10 protein-coding genes are annotated in these 19,349 nt (G+C 60.9%); 7 read left to right on the top strand and 3 right to left on the bottom strand.

Going from position 1 to position 19,349, the window contains the following annotated elements; genetic code table 11:
- Positions 1-3: 3 nt before the first annotated feature.
- The 3 genes from M1D99_RS18665 (at position 4) to cobM (ending at position 1,925) form a co-directional block, all read left to right on the top strand.
- A complete protein-coding gene (locus M1D99_RS18665; protein WP_458130584.1) occupies positions 4-699 on the top strand; it encodes a CbtA family protein in 696 nt (231 codons plus the stop codon).
- The gene (locus tag M1D99_RS18670) at positions 696-1,100 is read left to right on the top strand and encodes a cobalamin biosynthesis protein (RefSeq protein ID WP_434570983.1); all 405 of its coding nucleotides are present in this window, start codon (positions 696-698) and stop codon (positions 1,098-1,100) included. The genes M1D99_RS18665 and M1D99_RS18670 overlap by 4 nt, the downstream gene beginning before the upstream one ends.
- A gap of 78 nt (positions 1,101-1,178) precedes the next feature.
- On the top strand, positions 1,179-1,925 hold the full coding sequence (gene cobM / locus M1D99_RS18675) for a precorrin-4 C(11)-methyltransferase (RefSeq protein WP_434570985.1): 747 nt from the start codon (positions 1,179-1,181) through the stop codon (positions 1,923-1,925).
- Positions 1,926-2,291: 366 nt separating this feature from the next.
- On the opposite strand, the gene nfuA is transcribed toward cobM, so the two are convergent.
- Together nfuA and M1D99_RS18685 are read right to left on the bottom strand one after the other, a co-directional pair.
- Positions 2,292-2,876 carry a Fe-S biogenesis protein NfuA gene (nfuA, locus tag M1D99_RS18680; RefSeq protein WP_003182850.1) on the bottom strand — a complete coding sequence of 195 codons (585 nt, stop codon included), beginning with the start codon at positions 2,874-2,876 and terminating at the stop codon, positions 2,292-2,294.
- Positions 2,877-2,991: 115 nt separating this feature from the next.
- The gene (locus tag M1D99_RS18685; protein ID WP_458130585.1) at positions 2,992-5,283 is read right to left on the bottom strand and encodes a fatty acid cis/trans isomerase; all 2,292 of its coding nucleotides are present in this window, start codon (positions 5,281-5,283) and stop codon (positions 2,992-2,994) included.
- Between the two features lie 154 nt (positions 5,284-5,437).
- Between M1D99_RS18685 and metH the strand changes: the two genes are divergently transcribed.
- On the top strand, positions 5,438-9,148 hold the full coding sequence (gene metH, locus M1D99_RS18690) for a methionine synthase (RefSeq protein WP_186706676.1): 3,711 nt from the start codon (positions 5,438-5,440) through the stop codon (positions 9,146-9,148).
- A 73-nt stretch (positions 9,149-9,221) separates the two neighbouring features.
- On the opposite strand, the gene M1D99_RS18695 is transcribed toward metH, so the two are convergent.
- Complete coding sequence (locus M1D99_RS18695) at positions 9,222-16,106, bottom strand: NEL-type E3 ubiquitin ligase domain-containing protein (RefSeq protein ID WP_458130586.1); 6,885 nt, start codon at positions 16,104-16,106, stop codon at positions 9,222-9,224.
- A 171-nt stretch (positions 16,107-16,277) separates the two neighbouring features.
- Between M1D99_RS18695 and M1D99_RS18700 the strand changes: the two genes are divergently transcribed.
- The 3 genes from M1D99_RS18700 to M1D99_RS18710 all read left to right on the top strand — a co-directional run bounded on the left by M1D99_RS18700 (position 16,278) and on the right by M1D99_RS18710 (position 19,175).
- A complete protein-coding gene (locus M1D99_RS18700; RefSeq protein WP_092255470.1) occupies positions 16,278-16,496 on the top strand; it encodes a DUF2970 domain-containing protein in 219 nt (72 codons plus the stop codon).
- Between the two features lie 542 nt (positions 16,497-17,038).
- A complete protein-coding gene (locus M1D99_RS18705; RefSeq protein ID WP_186706674.1) occupies positions 17,039-18,697 on the top strand; it encodes a nitrite/sulfite reductase in 1,659 nt (552 codons plus the stop codon).
- Entirely contained in the window at positions 18,681-19,175 is a 495-nt protein-coding gene (locus tag M1D99_RS18710; RefSeq protein ID WP_123413203.1) for a DUF934 domain-containing protein, read from the top strand. The genes M1D99_RS18705 and M1D99_RS18710 overlap by 17 nt, the downstream gene beginning before the upstream one ends.
- Positions 19,176-19,349 lie beyond the last annotated feature (174 nt).

Here is a 19,349-nt window from a genome sequence, read left to right on the forward strand (position 1 = left end):
GACATGATCAAGCGTATCGCCCAGACCGCCGGTTTCAGCGGTTTGCTGGCCGCCCTGCTGCTGACCCTGTTGCAGAGCTTCTGGGTATCGCCGCTGATTCTCCAGGCGGAAACCTTCGAGAAGGCTCCGGCGACCGAGGTTCACGAACACGCCGACGGGGCCGCCCATACCCATGACGCCCAAGCCTGGGAGCCGGAAGACGGCTGGCAGCGGGTATTGTCCACTACCGGCGGTAACCTGGTGGTCGCCGTGGGTTTTGCCCTGATGCTGGCGGGCCTGTACACCTTGCGCGCACCGACTCGCACCTCCCAAGGCCTGCTCTGGGGCTTGGCCGGTTATGCCACCTTCGTCCTGGCACCGACCCTCGGCCTGCCCCCGGAGTTGCCCGGCACCGCGGCGGCCGACCTGGCCCAGCGACAAATGTGGTGGATTGGCACCGCGGCGTCCACGGCGGTGGGCATTGCCTTGATCGCCTTCGGCCAGCATTGGCTGCTCAAGGTACTGGGCGTGGCGACGTTGCTGGTGCCCCACGTCATCGGTGCGCCGCAACCGGAAGTCCATTCGATGCTGGCACCCGAAGCGCTTGAGAGCCAGTTCAAGATCGCCTCGCAGGTGACCAACGTCGCGTTCTGGCTGGCCTTGGGCCTGATCAGCGCCTGGCTGTTTCGCCGTGGCGACCAAGCTCACCACGACGCATGAGCGCCGCGCCGATCTTGGTGATCGGCCTGGGCTGCCAGCGCGGTTGCCCGGCCAGCATGCTGCGGGCCTTGCTCGAACAGACGTTGCTGGCCCACGGCATCGAGCTTCACCAGGTACGGGCCCTGGCCAGTATCGACCTCAAGCGTGACGAGCCAGGGCTGTTGGAACTGGCCGGGCAATTGGGCTTGCCGCTGACCTGCTTCAGTGCCGAACAGTTGGCCGAGTACGAGCCGCGGCTCAGTCACCGTTCCGAGATCGCTTTCGAGCGAACCGGTTGCTACGGTATCGCCGAAAGCGCTGCCCTGGCCTTGGCCGACCCGTTGGGCACCACGCCGTCAACACTGCTGATCCCCCGACAGAAAGGCCCCCAATGCACGTTGGCATTGGCGGTCGTGGTGTAAAACCCGATAATCGGCGTCCAGGATCATGAGCGATATTCATCTGGGCGACGCTCACCCACCTTTCTCAGGAGCCGGTCAATGACCGTGTACTTCATCGGCGCCGGCCCCGGCGACCCGGACCTCATCACGGTCAAAGGCCAACGACTGATCCGCCAGTGCGCGGTGATTATCTACGCCGGCTCGCTGGTGCCGACCGCCGTCCTCGAAGGCCATTGTGCCGAACAGGTGATCAACAGCGCCGAGCTGCATCTGGAACAAATCATCGAATTGATCAAGAGCGCCCATTTCAAGGGCCAGGATGTGGCCCGGGTACATTCCGGCGATCCGAGCTTGTACGGCGCCATCGGCGAGCAGATTCGCTGCCTGCGGGAACTGGGCATCCCGTTCGAGATCATCCCGGGAGTAACCGCGACCTCAGCCTGCGCCGCGCTGCTGGGCGCCGAACTGACCTTGCCGGACATCTCCCAGAGCCTGATCCTCACCCGTTACGCCGACAAGTCCCCGATGCCCGCCGGGGAGGAACTGGGCAGCCTGGCGCAGCACGGGGCGACCATGGCGATTCACCTGGGGGTCAATCATCTGGAAAAGATCGTCGACGAACTGCGGCCCCACTATGGCGGCGATTGCCCGATCGCGGTGATCCACCGGGCGACCTGGCCAGATCAGGATTGGGTGATGGGGAGGTTGGACGATATCGCGACAAAGGTACAAGCCAAGGGCTTTCGCCGCACGGCGCTGATTCTGGTAGGACGGGTGTTGGGCAACGATGTGTTCAGCGAGTCCTCGCTGTACCGCGCCGGGCATGCGCATCTCTACCGGCCCTGACTCCCTCAGCAAGAGCTAACCCAGATTCCCCTGTGGGAGCGAGCTTGCTCGCGATAGCGGCAGGTCAGTTGACGACGCTGTCGAATGTGCCGACGCCTTCGCGAGCAAGCTCGCTCCCACAGGGATTTGCAGCGACAAGAAAAGTGACGGTCACCGCAGCTCCCACAGGGTTCGGCAGGTGCCCACAGGTTTACGCGCCGATCACCGAAGCTTTTGTGGCGAGGGAGCTTGCTCCCGCTGGACCGCGAAGCGGTCCCCTGGCAACCCTGCATCATCACGAGAATGCATCGATTACCTGGCGATTGCTTCGCAATCGAGCGGGAGCAAGCTCCCTCGCCACAGCGTTTTGCGCGCAGCGAACACCTATCAGTAGTAGGCGTTTTCTTTCTGCGTATGGTCGGTCACGTCGCGTACGCCCTTGAGCTCCGGGATGCGCTCGAGCAAGGTGCGCTCGATGCCTTCCTTCAAGGTCACGTCGGCCTGGCCGCAGCCCTGGCAGCCGCCGCCGAACTGGAGCACGGCGATGCCGTCCTCCACCACGTCGATCAGCGACACCTGGCCGCCGTGGCTGGCCAGCCCCGGGTTGATTTCGGTTTGCAGGTAATAATTGATGCGCTCGTTGACCGGGCTGTCGGCATTGACCATCGGCACCTTGGCGTTCGGCGCCTTGATGGTCAGCTGGCCGCCCATGCGGTCGGTGGCGTAGTCGACGACCGCATCGTCCAGGAAAGCTTCGCTGAACGAGTCGATGTACGCGGTGAAGCTCTTGAGCCCCAACGCGGTGTCTTCGGGTTTTTCTTCCCCCGGCTTGCAGTAGGCGATGCACGTCTCTGCGTACTGGGTGCCGGGCTGGGTGATGAAGATGCGGATCCCGATACCTGGGGTGTTCTGCTTGGACAGCAGGTCGGCCAGGTAATCGTGGGCGGCATCGGTAATGGTTATGGCGGTCATGGAAACTCCTCGCAGGCTTGCCGGCAGTTTACGCCAATCATCGCGCCGGACAAAGTCCTAGTATTTTTGTCAGGAAAGCATCCGGCGGCACGGGGTTTGCCACCGGACCTGTCGATCAGAGGTTCTGGTAGCGATTCATGTCCAGCACACCGCTTTCCACGGGCTCCGTCTCCTGGATGTACTGGCTCAGGTCATGAAAGTAGTACCAGAACTGCGGGTGGCTGCGGCGAATCCCCCAGCGCTCGACAATCCGCTCGAACGCCGGCGCGTCCTGGACGCCTTGCATGGCTTCGACGAAAGCCGGCACTTGCCCGGCCGGAATGTTGAACAGGAAGTTCGGATAGCTGCTGAGCACGCCCGGGTAGACCGTCAGCGTGTCCAGCCCCGGTTGGTAGCGCCGTTCCTCGCCCAGCAGGAACGCCACGTTGCTGTGGGCGCGGTTGCGCAGCAGGCTGTAGACCTCACGACGACCGCCAACGGTTTCGACGCGCAGCATCGTCGCTTCCGGCAGTTGATCGATCACCTTGAGCCCCGCCGCCGGGCGCGACACCAGCCGGCTGAGGGCCTGCTCGGCGTTTTGCAGCGCCGGGTCGATGTTCGGGCGCGAGCAGTAGGCTCCGTCGCAGCGGTTGAGCGGATCGGGGCGCGCGTTCAGCTCGCCATAGCGGGCTAGCAATTGCTGGGTGAAATCGCGCTTGGGGTCGTGCTCGTCAAGCTTGAGGGCCGTCGGCTTGTCATTGTCGATGGCCTCGTAATCGAGCCACATCTTGACTTTGCCACCGTCCTGATACCAGTCGTCCAAGTAGTCTTCGCGGGAGTCAGCGGGCATCAAGCGCAGGAAGTTCTGTTCCGCGCCGTTGCGGATCAAGTCGAAATACAACCGGGTCTGGGCCTGGTGGGACACGTTGCCGAACACGTCGAAATTCACCGCCAGCTGATAATAGGTACGCTCCAGCAACGGGAAGTCGAACAGCCACATTGTCTGCGGTACCTCGCCGATCAGCCCCTTGGTGACCGAAGCACTGTCGAAATGCCGGAAAATGCTCAGCAGCGCGTTGTCGTTGCCGGCCCACAGCGTCGACCAGCTCGGTGCCGGCAGCTCGGCATAGTTGTCGCGGCGCAAGGCTTCGTATTCGTTACGTTTGTCCCGATAGTCGAGCCACAGACTGACGACACTGCCCACGTCATCGTTCTGCCCCGGCATCGCCAACAGCGGCGTGGCCTGGCCGCGGTAGTTCGGATCGGTGATGTACAGGTCGTGCTCGGGGGCCTGGAACAGCGCCCAGAAATTGTCGCGGATCACATCCGTGGCGATCTGGCCACGGCACACCGGCCCGCGAATGAACGTGCGCACGAAGTATTCGGCGTTATCGAGCATGAACTGGTAGCGGGCCTGGGCCGGGATCGCTTCGAAGGTGGAAAACGGATTGGCCCGGCGCTCCGGCCCATAACCCGGCAGCGCGCTGACCTGCCAGTTGCCGCTGTAGAACAGGCTCTTGATGCGCGCCATTTTCGCCGCGCTCAAGCCGTAGGTGATGTGGGTCTTGTGCACGATCACCCCCTGCACCGGCCAGAGCCGGTAATAAATGCGGGTACCAGGGTCGTCGTTGGGACGGCGGGTGTTGATCAGGTCGATCGGCTGGCCCGTGGGTGTGCGCGAACGCACCCACTGGAAGAAATGCCCCGGCTCGCCGCCCTTGAAATAGATGTGCGCCAGGAACCAGTGTTCGAACAACCAGCGGCCCACCAGGCTTTCCCGGGCGCCCGGGGCATTGAGCAGGTTTTCCCATTGCACCACCTGCAAGGCTTCGGCGGCGCTTGGGGCCAGGGCCTGCTGATCGATAGGCGCACCGGCCGCCAGCCAGCGCTGCAGGGTCTGGTATTGCTGGTCAGTCAGGCCGGTGACGGCCAGGGGCATGCCTTCCTTGGGATGGGCGCCGGCATATTCGTCGAATTGACCCGGCATCGCGCAACTGTTGTCGCGGTTGAGGCCCAGGACGATCTCTTCCGGCAGCTTGGCGTTAGGCTGCAACGGCGTGCGATGGCCCAACTCCAGCATGCGCGCCATCAACGCAGCCTGGCTGCCCTGGGCGTCGAGCACTGAATAGAAGCCCTTGCGTTGCCAGGCGCGCGGGCCGGAGGCGTCATAGAACAAGCGGGTCGGGTCGGCCGCCTGGCGCCGCTCGCCGTCATACACCGACAGCTTGCTCGCCCCCCGCGCCGCGCCCTCGCCGCTGCCCAGGTTCAACTGGCAGGCGGAGTCGTAGCAGGCATGGCAGGCCACGCATTTTTCCGTGAAGATCGGCTGGATATCGCGGGTGTAGGAGATCGCGGAAGCGGGATTCCCGGCGGCTGCGGTAAAAGACAACAGCAGCAACAGACTGCCGAATAAGACGCGGTACGGCATGTCTCGGGTCCCTAAGAGATAATCCGGCGATTCTACCGGGCCAGCATCGCCTTGCAAACATGAGCGATATTCATGCAAAAGCCGTCATGATCAAATCCTGCACAGGTTTGCTATTATCCCGGCCTTCGTAATGGTCTTTTTTCCAGGTAGTCCTATGTCTGATCGCAGCGCTCGCCTTTATCTTCTCCAGCAAGCCCTCAAGGAACGCATCCTGATCCTCGACGGCGGCATGGGCACGATGATCCAGAGCTACAAGCTGGAAGAACAGGACTACCGCGGCAAGCGTTTTGCCGACTGGCCGAGCGACGTCAAGGGCAACAACGATTTGCTCGTGCTGAGCCGCCCCGACGTGATCGGCGCCATTGAAAAAGCCTACCTGGATGCCGGTGCCGACATCCTGGAAACCAACACCTTCAACGCTACCCAGGTGTCCCAGGCCGACTACGGCATGCAAGGCCTGGCCTACGAGCTGAACCTGGAAGGCGCGCGCCTGGCGCGTAAAGTGGCCGACGCCAAGACCCTGGAAACCCCGGACAAGCCGCGCTTCGTCGCCGGCGTGCTCGGCCCGACCAGCCGCACCTGCTCGCTGTCGCCGGACGTGAACAACCCCGGCTACCGCAACGTGACCTTCGACGAACTGGTGGAGAACTACACCGAGGCCACCAAGGGCCTGATCGAAGGCGGCGCCGACCTGATCCTGATCGAAACCATCTTCGACACGCTGAACGCCAAGGCGGCGATCTTTGCCGTGCAAGGCGTCTATGAAGAGCTGGGTGTCGAACTGCCAATCATGATTTCCGGCACCATCACCGATGCCTCCGGCCGCACCCTCTCCGGCCAGACTACCGAAGCCTTCTGGAACTCGGTGGCCCACGCCAAGCCGATCTCGGTCGGCCTGAACTGCGCCCTCGGCGCCAGCGAACTGCGCCCATACCTGGAAGAACTGTCGAACAAGGCCAGCACCCACGTCTCGGCCCACCCCAACGCAGGCCTGCCCAACGAATTCGGGGAATACGACGAACTGCCGGCCGAGACGGCCAAGGTCATCGAAGAGTTTGCCCAGAGCGGTTTCCTGAATATCGTCGGCGGCTGCTGCGGCACCACCCCGGCGCACATCGAAGCCATCGCCAAGGCCGTGGCCGGCTATGCGCCGCGTCAGATTCCGGAGATTCCCCGGGCCTGCCGCCTGTCGGGCCTGGAACCATTCACCATCGACCGCAGCTCGCTGTTCGTCAACGTCGGCGAGCGGACCAACATCACCGGTTCCGCCAAGTTCGCCCGGCTGATCCGCGAGGACAACTACACCGAAGCCCTGGAAGTGGCCCTGCAACAGGTCGAGGCCGGCGCCCAGGTGATCGACATCAACATGGACGAGGGCATGCTCGATTCGAAGAAGGCCATGGTGACCTTCCTCAATCTGATTGCCGGCGAACCGGACATTTCCCGGGTGCCGATCATGATCGACTCCTCCAAGTGGGAAGTGATCGAAGCGGGCCTCAAGTGCATCCAGGGCAAGGGCATCGTCAATTCCATCAGCATGAAGGAAGGCGTCGAGCAGTTCATCCACCACGCCAAGCTGTGCAAGCGCTACGGCGCCGCGGTGGTGGTGATGGCCTTCGACGAAGCCGGCCAGGCCGACACCGAGGCGCGCAAGAAGGAAATCTGCAAGCGCTCCTACGACATCCTGGTCAATGAAGTCGGCTTCCCGCCGGAAGACATCATCTTCGACCCGAACATCTTCGCCGTTGCCACCGGTATCGAGGAGCACAACAACTATGCCGTGGACTTCATCAACGCCTGCGCCTACATCCGCGACGAACTGCCCTACGCACTGACCTCCGGCGGCGTGTCCAACGTGTCGTTCTCGTTCCGCGGCAACAACCCTGTGCGCGAAGCGATTCACTCGGTGTTCCTGTTGTATGCGATCCGCGCGGGCCTGACCATGGGCATCGTCAACGCCGGCCAACTGGAGATCTACGACCAGATCCCGGTGGAGCTGCGCGACGCCGTGGAAGACGTGATCCTCAACCGCACCCCCGAGGGCACCGACGCCCTGCTCGCCATCGCCGACAAGTACAAGGGCGACGGCAGCGTCAAGGAAGCGGAAACCGAAGAATGGCGCGGCTGGGAAGTGAACAAGCGCCTGGAGCACGCGCTGGTCAAGGGCATCACCACCCACATCGTCGAAGACACCGAGGAGTCGCGGCTGTCGTTCGCCCGGCCGATCGAGGTGATCGAAGGCCCGCTGATGGCCGGCATGAACATCGTCGGCGACCTGTTTGGCGCCGGCAAAATGTTCCTGCCCCAAGTGGTCAAGTCCGCCCGCGTGATGAAGCAGGCGGTGGCGCACCTGATCCCGTTCATCGAGGCGGAAAAAGGCGACAAGCCAGAGGCGAAGGGCAAGATCCTCATGGCGACGGTCAAGGGCGACGTGCATGACATCGGCAAGAACATCGTCGGCGTCGTGTTGGGGTGCAACGGCTATGACATCGTCGACCTGGGCGTGATGGTGCCGGCGGAGAAAATCCTGCAGGTGGCCAAGGAGCAGAAGTGCGACATCATCGGCCTGTCCGGCCTGATCACCCCGTCCCTGGATGAGATGGTGCACGTGGCGCGGGAGATGCAGCGCCAGGATTTCCACCTGCCGTTGATGATTGGCGGTGCTACGACCTCCAAGGCCCACACAGCGGTGAAGATCGAGCCCAAGTACAGCAACGACGCGGTGATCTATGTCACCGACGCCTCCCGCGCCGTGGGCGTGGCGACCCAGTTGCTGTCCAAGGAGCTCAAGCCGGCGTTCGTCGAGAAAACCCGCCAGGACTATATCGACGTGCGCGAGCGCACCTCCAACCGCAGCGCCCGTACCGAACGCCTGAGCTACCCGGCGGCCGTGGCGAAGAAGCCGCAGTTCGACTGGAGCAGCTACCAGCCGGTCAAGCCGACCTTCACCGGTGCCAAGGTGCTGGACGACATCGACCTGAACGTCCTCGCCGAATACATCGACTGGACACCGTTCTTCATCTCCTGGGACCTGGCCGGCAAGTACCCACGCATCCTCACCGACGAAGTGGTCGGCGAAGCGGCCACGGCGCTGTACGCCGACGCCCGGGCGATGCTGCGCAAGCTGATCGACGAAAAACTCATCAGCGCCCGCGCCGTGTTCGGCTTCTGGCCGGCCAACCAGGTGCATGACGACGATCTGGAGGTCTATGGCGACGACGGCAAGCCACTGGCGCGCCTGCATCACCTGCGCCAGCAGATCATCAAGACCGACGGCAAGCCGAACTTCTCCCTGGCCGACTTCGTCGCGCCGAAGGACAGCGGCGTCACCGATTACGTCGGCGGCTTCATCACCACCGCCGGCATCGGCGCCGAAGAAGTCGCCAAGGCTTATCAAGAGGCCGGCGACGACTACAACTCGATCATGGTCAAGGCCCTGGCCGACCGTTTGGCCGAAGCCTGCGCCGAATGGCTGCACCAGCAGGTGCGCAAGGAACACTGGGGTTACGCCAAGGACGAAAGCCTGGACAACGAGGCGCTGATCAAGGAGCAATACACCGGCATCCGCCCTGCCCCCGGCTATCCGGCCTGCCCGGACCACACCGAGAAGGCCACGCTGTTCCGCCTGCTCGATCCCGAGGCCAGTGAAATGAAAGCCGGACGCAGCGGCGTGTTCCTCACCGAACACTACGCCATGTTCCCGGCGGCAGCGGTCAGCGGCTGGTATTTCGCCCATCCCCAGGCGCAGTACTTCGCGGTGGGCAAGATCGACAAGGATCAGGTCCAGAGCTATACCGCGCGCAAGGGCCAGGATCTGAGTGTGACGGAGCGCTGGTTGGCGCCGAACCTGGGTTACGACAACTAAACGGAAAGACTGCGGACCGGTCTGTCGACGACACAGGCATCGACAGATCGGCCTCTGTATCCCCAACAGCACATCAGTTGCGGTGGGACGGTCCGGGTTGGGGTGATCGATTACCGAACTGATCCGCTCCAGGCACGATGCTTCGCAAATCCTTCAACTCTCTTCGCGTCAGCTCAACCAGTTTGTCCGTGCGCAGGGCATCGATCGTTCTTCCCAACGCGTTGAGTTCCAAGTTGTACTGCTGCGTATCGATTCCGCCGTCAGCCCGGCGATCCTCCAATGCGTCCAGGAGTTCGTGGCGCCTGGTGGCGACAGCATTGGCGATGTCGCTCATCTGTTCTGGATGTCGCTCCTGCAGGTAGCTCGTCCAGTAGTCACGCGACGTCATGCTCACCAATAGCGCATCGCTGCGCTCTGCCTCAAGAATCGAGTTGCGCGTGCGCGCCGCCAGTTCTCCAGCGATCGGTGCGCCAAAAGCCATATGCGTAGGCTGCCCCGGCAAATCAATGCCGTCGCCCCATCCGCTCGTCAGGCCAATGCGATAACGCAGGCGTATTTCCGCCCGATCCCTGCCTTGACCAGCCGCTTCGGCCAACGTCTCGACCCGCTCCAGTCGGAACAACTGCCGCGACAAGCGCAGCAATGCCTGGCCCTTGAGCATAGGGCGGTCCAATGGAATATCACGCAAGCATTGAAAGACAAACACTCGGACTTCCAGCTCGCTGAACGTCAAGATGCGGCCATCGATGCAGGTCCCGTGGGTTTCGGCTACCCGAAACAGCAACTGGCGCAGCTCGCTGTTTTCGCTGGCAGCTTCCATGACGTTCCATACCCGTCGCGTCAGTTCTGCCCGGTTAAATCTGAAATCGAACGTGTCTGCCAACAGACCCAACAATTGGAAGAAGCGCTCGTGATCATTTTCTTCGGCCAACTGCGTCCAGATTCTTTGCCGAACCGTGACCTGCTCACCGTCAGCCCCCACCAGCCAGGGTGCCAACGCCTCGGTCGACGCATCGCCCGAAGGATCGAGAAGGGGTTCGACCGGAGCGACTGCGGCATGGATATCGTTACGGACATTGCCGCCTGCGCCGCCATCGGAGTCGTCATCAAAATCGGACATGTCGCCTTGCGGCGCCTCTGACAGGGCTATCAGGCCATCGATTTCGTCTCGGGAAAAACCCAAGACTTCCTCGCGGTCGCTCCGTTCAAGGTAATCCCTGAGTTCATAAAACACTTCGGGGGAAAGGTATTCGTTATCGTTGAGATCCATTCCGTCCAGCAGTCTCTGGTGAGTGACCTCCAGCAGCCCCGCCGGAAGATCCGTAAACTCGTTGCCGCTCAAGTTCAGCTCCTCCAGCGCTGGGGCATCCAATAGATGGCTGGGCCAGTTTCCGATTTCGTTATAGCTGAGATCCAGCGCTTCGATCTGGCCAAAATCGGGAGGATCGAACGTATCCAGTCTATTCATGGAAAGGTTAAGCGAACGCAGGCGGCCGTGAGTCAATAACGGGTAAGCCGCCGCGGGGGGCAAGTTGTTATAACCGAGCCCCAGGTGCTCCAATTGCTCCATTTGCAAGACAGCATTCGGTACGGCGCTCAGTCCATTGCCGCCCAGGTCCAATCGGTTCAGATGGGGAAAAGCGCCCAGGAAACCGTTTGAACCTTGTTCAGTCAACAGGACTCCTGACAGGTCCAGCGTCGTCACGCCAGGAAATGGCTCAATCAGTTCAGGCAAGTCGCCCAGTTGCAGGCCATGCAGACTGAGTGTTTGTCCTGCCCCACTGTGGCGTATCAGTCCCTCTTGCCAAACCTCACGGATGCTCTTGGCCGCCAGCGCGCGGCTTTGCGCGGAAACGGTGCCCCCTGCGACTCGGACTTCTCTGGTGAAGAGCCAGTCATTCAACCGACGAATCAGCGAGACACACGATTGGTGCCACTGGCTGACCTGGTCGTCGATCTGCGTCTCGGTTCTCCCGTTTTCACGCCATTGCCCGAGCTTCAGGGCTGCCTGTTCCCGGGTCAGGATCGGATCCAGCCGCTGCAGGCGCAGTTCGCGCCCCGCATCCCCCTCGACCACGGCCAACGCCTCGGGCGGCGGTAATAGAAGTTGAGCGATCGACCAGCTTGTTTCCGTCGGCGGGAATTGATCCGGTACAGACTCCTTGGCAAATCGGGCCAATGCCCCATGGGGAAGCCCTCTTGCATCTTCGACTCGCTGATGTGCCGCACTCAAGGCTGCCTCGCCATCAGGGCTGGAGAGGTTACCGTCCAAATGGGTCTTTAACAGGACTTCATCATTGGACAGCACGGTTGGCGGGAATGACTGCAGTTGGTTATCCCGCAAGTCAAGCCAGGAAAGCTGCGTCAGGTTCTCGGCACCGGTTGGCCAAGCTCGCAACCGGGTGGCTTTGAGGCCCAGTGCCTTGAGCCGGGTCAAGGCACTGACATCAAGACTCTCGAGCGGGTTGTTTTCCAGATTCAGTTGCTCAAGCATCGTCAACCCATTGAACTGCGCCTGAACAGTGGGAGTGACGAGCAGGTTGTTGTTGCGCATATCGAGTTGCGTCAAGGCTGGCAAGTCTTCGGCGTCGAAAGGCAGCTCGGTGAAGCCGTTGCCGCTTATTTCCAATGTTCGCGTACCGCTGAATGCCCTGAAAAAGTTGCGCGCCTGCTGGGAGGAAACATCCAGCGATCCCAAGCGCAGCGTTTCTACGTGGGAAAAGCTTGCGGGCGGCAACGCTGGAAGCGCCGCAAACTTCTTACCGGGAAGAGCAGACCCGGGAACCGGCAGCTCAAACAAAGAGCCGCCTGCGGTCGGCAAACCCAGGCGTTGGCGTACAGCGCTGCGCCAGCTGCCTCGCAACGCTCGAAACAACAGACCTCCGCTCTCCCACCACACTTGGGAAAGCATGGCGTATGACAAATCTTCCGCTCCCGTCGGCTCAAAAAACTGCGCAAAGATTCCATCGTGTTCCGCCCTGAGTGCTTCTACCGCAGCAAATCGTTCCTGAGGAGTATTGGAGGCACTGTCAAACGTCACGGGCAGGCGCCCGAAAGACTCGGCCTCCCCGACCAGCGAGCGCAATTGCCCGCGACAGTAGCCGTCCACCATTTGATCCACGTCCACCAAATGGCCGAATGCTCCCGAGTATTCACTGACGTACCGGTAGGCGCGCGAGAACGCTTGCGGAGTCAGCTCTGACCAATTCAGCGATAGCCCCGCCCACAACTTTTCGTGCCCTTCGAATAGTGCATCCGGCAACGTACGTATCGATGTGCGCGCCAGGTCCAGACGTTCGAGCCGGGGAAGACGCTGCACGTATTCAGGCCATTGCGATAACGTTTGAGGCGCCTCGATTTTCAACGTACGCAAACGGCTCAATGGTGTCAGGTCAAGGTTGTGCATGGCGGTCTGATCGAAACCTGAGTAATCGATGTGCAGCACCTCCAGCGAAGTCAGGGAAGAGAGCCTTTGTGGAAAACTCTCGGCCAGCGAGACAGCGGCGCTGGAGAACCGCAAGTGGGTGAGTCCTGGCATCTGGCTCACCGCGTGCGGCAGGGTGGTCAACGGTGGGTGCCCGAAGGACAGATCGAGGAATCCGGATTCCCTGAGGCCAATCTCCAATTTCGTGATCCCAGGGAAAAGTGCCAGGAAGGCATCCGCATTGGCGTCTGTCATGCCGCCGCCGATCACCGACAATTCCCGTACATGCGCAAAATGGGTGGCTATTGGGGGCAGCGGCACCTCACAGGAAAGCACCAGCCGCGCGCCTTCGGGGGATTCTTCCGCTAACGGGCGATTGCGCCAACAGTCCCTGAGCGCCTGGGTAAATCGATATCTGTGAACCTCGGCCGGGCTGCCCACCGTCTCGTCCAGCCATCGTTCAAGCGTGCCATCGAGCAACTCCCATTCGCGCTGGCGCGTTTGCAGTTCCAAATAGATCTGCCGTTCTGTCTTGCCCCGTTGTTGCCTGATGAACGCCTCGGCTTGCTGTTCGCTGGGATAAAGCGCCTCCACCCGCGCTTCAATGGAAGGGTGCATTCCCCTGCCCCGGCCGCTCGCGTAATACCCCTTGAGCGTTGCGCTCACGCGAACCGGTGGCTTGAAGCGCTTGGCGGGGGTTTCAAGCAGCTGTGTCATATCCCCACGATGCAAGTAGGCGTAATCGATGATCATGCGTTGCAGCTCGGGGCCTTGAGCATCTGGAAGCCCCAGTGCGGAACTCGCGCTATCGGGCAAAGCATGCAGGATCGCGTCGTAGAAGCTGCCGCCCCGCCAGGACACACTATCAAAGACTTCCCCAAGCTCGTTGAATGCGTAGTAGCGAGGTCCGTTTTTGATCAGGTACGTTTTCTCAGGCGCACTCTTGTCGCCGATGCTTTCAAGCAACGCACCCGTGTTGCTTCCCTCGCGCACTTCCAGACGCAGCGTACTCGGCCAGCCTGGTAGTCTTTCCAGGGCGTGCAATGCCAGGCGTCGACTGTCAGCCGAAACGATGTTGTCACTGTGCAATCCCGCATACGCACGAACCTGGCGTCCTTGCCGTGCGTACCAGCGAGCCTCTTCCAGCATGTTCAGCGGCGCACGTCGCCTTGCATCGAGACGGGCAAGATCTGCAACGCTACCGTGGGCGATAACCTCCTGGGCGGCGGCCTCGCTGAGGCCGGGACACTCACACTGCAAAATCCTGACGCGACCGTCGACAGGTTCCGTGCCCTTGTAGAGGCTTTCGAAAATCCGCTGCCGGGAGAACGTTCCCAATCCTGCTGGATCTTGTGACGGGGCAATCACCTTACCTGCCTCGGCATCCGCCTTGAACAGGCGCATCGCATCCCTCAACTCAGGAGGCGGCATTGCATTGTCCATGTGCATTTTACGCAGCGCGTTGTCGCTGACGCCGCTGACATCGGCGAGCCTGAGCAGCACCTCATCCGAAAACACGGCGGTTTCATGACCCATGCGCCTGAGCAGCGTCAGGCGATCCCAAGTCATTGGCCGCTCCAATGAATGCCGCCAGGCTCCGGTGCCGTTATGCTCGAGGATGGGTTGATACGCCGCAGCGTCCGTCGGATGCTTGATGCGCCATTTGTGGATCGACTCATCGAAAAACTGCTCGTAGACCTTTCCCTGCAGACGGATGCAGGTCATCCCACCCACTACGTATTGTCCCTGAGCGTTCGGAGCGTTCGTGTCGGAAAGCGTTACTTGGCTTTCATAGCGCCTCAGGTCCGGCTTCCACAGGCGGGTTTCGCCATTGGGCAAGGTCACGGACTCAAGGTGCTCGATCACGGGGTCGGGCTTGATTGCGGCGAACTTGCCGACCGCGGCGCCCACACCGGCCATCACGCCCATCAACGCCAGATTTTGCGCGAGATCGATCAAGTGAGCCCTGGCTGCCCGTTTGTCGCCCTCACCCCACTCGACTGCGCCTTCAAGAGTTTCGTATAACAGCTGTCCCGCCATGACCACCATCATGGCCTCGCCAAACACCGGAATGAACATGGACAAAACGTTCACGGTGTTGAGCCCTATTTGCAATAGGCTGGCCAGTTTCTCTTGCCTGGTCTTGGCGTCGACATCCTCCGTGGGGACCGCATGACTGCGCGCATCGGCCAGCACCTTTTCACGGTGTTGCTCATAGAGGTACTGCCACGGATCAAGGTTATCGGCCCACAACGTTCGGCCTTTCTGCGGCCACGTCGAAGGGGCGATGTAGGGATCTGGCTCGCGCGTTGCCTTTGAGGGGTCGGGAGGAATACCGGGGAGGTGAATCATCAGCGAAGAGGGCATCAAGGGTTCGAAAATACCCATCCATGGCGCAGGCAATTGGAGGCTGGGCAGGCCGTCCGCTTCCTGGATGAATTGGCTGAAGTAATAAGGCTGTTTGCCGTAGGGCACGAATCGACTGAAAAAACGCTGATAAGGTGTCGGGGCAATATTCTGCGATTGCCCGGTATCGGGCGTGGTGAGCAATTGCTTGAAGCGTGTTTCAAGCTGGTCGCCATCGTAACGCTTCAGCGGATGCTCAGGGTCATGGGGCACGTAGAGGATCACTTCATCGCTGTAGCGATGAAGTTCACAAATCGAAAACGCAACACAACCCACCAGTCTCTGTTTCATCAGGGACAGGTCTTCGAACCAGACCGGCTTCCCGCCGATCCAAGGGTCATTTTCACCCTCGATGACCGAAAGGATCATCGCGTGATCCCCTGGCTCGATATCCCCTGCCAACACTGCTTGCTCGGCTGCGGCCCTCATCGCAGCTTTCTGGCTGGCAATGAAGCGCTGGCGAAGCGCCGTTTCGGTCGCCGCGTCAGCCGGGTAGAAAAATGACTTGAGGTAGGCTTGGTATTTCGCGCCAATATCCAGGGTGCGGCACAGGGTGAGGAATTGACCGACCGACACGTTCAACGCCACGGGCGCAAAAGTGCCAGGCGTGTCCGTCGCTACGACAAATCCTGACGTTTCATGATAGGCGCCGTGCTCGCATTCCCAACTTTCGAAGTTGTGCAGCGCAACTTGCAGCATGGGCAACCTGAACAATGTGAACGAAGAAATCTCCACCTTGACCACGGTTGTTTCCCAGGGCCGTGTCAGGTGCAGCAAAGTCTTGTCGACATCCACCTCTGTCTCGAACTGATCTTTCAGTGCCTGGATCAACAGCGGCCTGGCGAACGTGTCGATGTCCAGGAACGAGGACAGGGTTGTGTCCAGTTGATTCTGCGCTACGACACTTTGCTTGAAGCAGGCATCCACGACCTTGCGCTGCTCTGGCGAAGCGTTCGCATACCAGGCCGGCATCTGCGTTGCGACTTGCCTTATCGCCTGCCTGCGTTGCGTCGAAGCCTCTATCAGCCATGCAGGCATGGCAGCTTTCAGGAAGTCCGCGTGCAGACTTTCCGTGGCTTGCGGTTTTGACTGTGCTTTTTCCGGGTTCTGTATGGGATCCGTCGGCATACATCGCTCCTTTGAATGAAGCGACAGCAGACCAGCTCGACTAACCGCACTGGCGGTACATAGTTATAGGCCCTTGGAAACTTGCGTAACGAATGGCAAAAGCAATCGAATTCATCCACACAGGCGCGGCTTGACTATGCTTGGAGCGACGCGACTTTCAACGAGGGATTTATGGACGATCCAGTGGACAACAAACCGCCAACCCTGCTTCAGATGATGCACAGCGTGCTGGCTGCGGCCTTCGGCGTGCAAAGCGGCAAGAACCGCGCCCGGGATTTCACCCACGGCAAGCCGAGCCACTTCGTGATATTGGGGATCACGTTCACGGTGATCTTCGCCTTGACGTTGTTTGGCATCGTCAAGCTGGTGGTGCATCTGGCGGGGCTATAACAGCTACCAACACAACACATAACCCTGTGGGAGCGAGCCTGCTCGCGAAAGCGGTGTGTCAGTCAACACATAGTCGACTGAACCACCGCTTTCGCGAGCAGGCTCGCTCCCACATTGAGTTGTGTGTTGGATTGAAATTACTGATGACTGACCCAGAACACCGCCGTGCCCACCACCAGGATAATCAGGAACAAAATGGCCCAGGCATCAACGGTACTGTCGCTTTTCCTTGCTTTGGTCGGATTGCTCATTGCATCGCCTCTTGTCGGTTTTGTAGGTGATTGCATAGGGACTCGACCACAGTTAAGACGATGATTGCCCGTACGACAAATGTGGGTTAGGCAATAATCAGTCTCATTAGTCGATTTGGTTCTTTACATATACTCAAACATCACTTTTGCGCATAACTCAAAACAGGTATCTTGCACCGGCTCCTCTAGGAGTGCGCGGCCGTGCGCGCAGAATTGCCGAGGCAGAACCCGATTCCAGCGAGCCAACATGCAGCTGTTTCTGATCGGCCCAAGCCTGAGACCGAGACTTATATGTACGTATATGACGAGTACGATCAGCGAATCATCGAGGACCGCGTCAAGCAGTTCCGTGATCAGACCCGACGCTATCTGGCAGGCGAGCTGAGCGAAGAAGAATTCCGCCCTCTGCGCCTGCAGAATGGCCTGTATATCCAGCGCTTCGCCCCGATGCTGCGCGTGGCTGTGCCTTATGGCCAGTTGACCTCGCGCCAGGTGCGCAAGCTGGCGCAGATTGCCCGCGACTACGACAAGGGCTATGCCCACATCAGTACCCGGCAGAACGTCCAGTACAACTGGCCGGCCCTGGAAGACGTGCCTGAGATCCTGGCCGAACTGGCCACCGTGCAGATGCACGCGATCCAGACCAGCGGCAACTGCCTGCGCAACGTCACCACCGACCAGTTCGCCGGTGTCGCGGCCGACGAGTTGATCGACCCGCGGCCGTGGTGCGAAATCGTTCGCCAGTGGACGACGTTCCACCCGGAATTCGCCTACCTGCCGCGCAAGTTCAAGATCGCCATCAACGGCTCGACCTCGGACCGTGCGGCCATCGAAGTCCATGACATCGGCCTGGAGACGGTCTACAACGCCGCCGGCGAGCTGGGCTTCCGTGTGCTGGTGGGCGGCGGCCTGGGGCGTACCCCGGTGGTCGGCGCCTTCATCAACGAGTTCCTGCCGTGGCAGGACCTGCTGAGCTACCTCGACGCCATCCTGCGGGTGTACAACCGTTATGGCCGTCGCGACAACAAGTACAAGGCGCGGATCAAGATCCTGGTCAAGGCCCTGACGCCGGAAGTGTTCGCCGAGAAGGTCGAGGCCGAGATGGCTCACCTGCGTGGCGGCCAGACCACCCTGACCGAAGCCGAAGTGCATCGCGTCGCCAAGCACTTCGTCGACCCGCAGTACAAGGCGCTGGCCAATCAGGACGCCGAACTGGCTGCCCTCGACAAGGAACACCCGGGGTTCGCTCGCTGGCGCACCCGCAACACCCTGGCCCACAAGAAGCCGGGTTATGTCGCGGTGACCTTGTCCCTGAAACCAACCGGCGTCGCACCGGGCGACATCACCGACAAGCAACTGGACGCCGTTGCCGACCTGGCCGAGCGCTACAGCTTCGGCCAACTGCGCACGTCCCACGAGCAGAACATCATCCTGGCAGACGTTGAACAGAGCCAGTTGTTCACCTTGTGGGGCGAGCTGCGTGAGCAAGGTTTCGCCACCCCGAACATCGGCCTGCTGACCGACATGATCTGCTGCCCGGGCGGCGATTTCTGCTCCCTGGCCAACGCCAAGTCGATCCCTATCGCCGAATCGATCCAGCGCCGTTTCGACGACCTGGACTACCTGTTCGACATCGGCGAGCTGGACCTGAACATTTCCGGTTGCATGAACGCCTGTGGTCACCACCACGTCGGCCACATCGGCATCCTGGGCGTGGACAAGAAAGGCGAAGAGTTCTACCAGGTCTCCCTGGGCGGCAGCGGTAGCCGCGACGCCAGCCTGGGCAAGATCCTCGGCCCGTCGTTTGCCCAGGACGACATGCCTGACGTGATCGAGAAGCTGATCGACGTGTACATCGAACAACGTACCCCGGACGAACGTTTCATCGACACTTACCAACGTATTGGCATCGACCTCTTCAAGGAACGCGTCTATGCAGCGAATCATTAAGAACAACGAGGTCATCGACGAAACCTGGCACCTGCTGCCCAAGGACGCGAGTTTCGATGGCATCTCCAACTGTGACGACCTGATCGTGCCCCTGGCCCTGTGGCGCGATCATGCCCACGCCCTCAAGGCTCGCGACGGCGGCCTGGGTGTGTGGCTGGACGCCGACGAGGAAGCCGAGGAAATCGGTGATGATGCCAACCAGTTGCAGGTCATCGCCCTGAACTTCCCGGCCTTCACCGACGGGCGCAGCTACTCCAACGCCCGCCTGTTGCGTGATCGCTATGGTTTCAAGGGTGAACTGCGGGCCATTGGCGACGTACTGCGCGACCAGTTGTTCTACATGCGCCGTTGCGGTTTCGACGCCTTCGCCTTGCGCGCGGACAAAGACCCCTATGAAGCCCTCGAAAGCCTCAAGGACTTCTCGGTGACCTACCAGGCCGCCACTGACGAACCGCTGCCGCTGTTCCGTCGTCGCTGAAACCTGATACATGAAAAAGCCCTGATCCGGGTGTGCCGGTTCAGGGCTTTTTTTGTTGATGGATGATCGATGCCCAGCCCACCCCCGAACCACTGTGGGAGCGGGCTTGCTCGCGAAGGCGGTGTGTCTGGACAGAGGATGTTGGATGTGCCGCCGCTTTCGCGAGCAAGCCCG

It is taken from the genome of Pseudomonas sp. R3-41 (assembly GCF_054161485.1).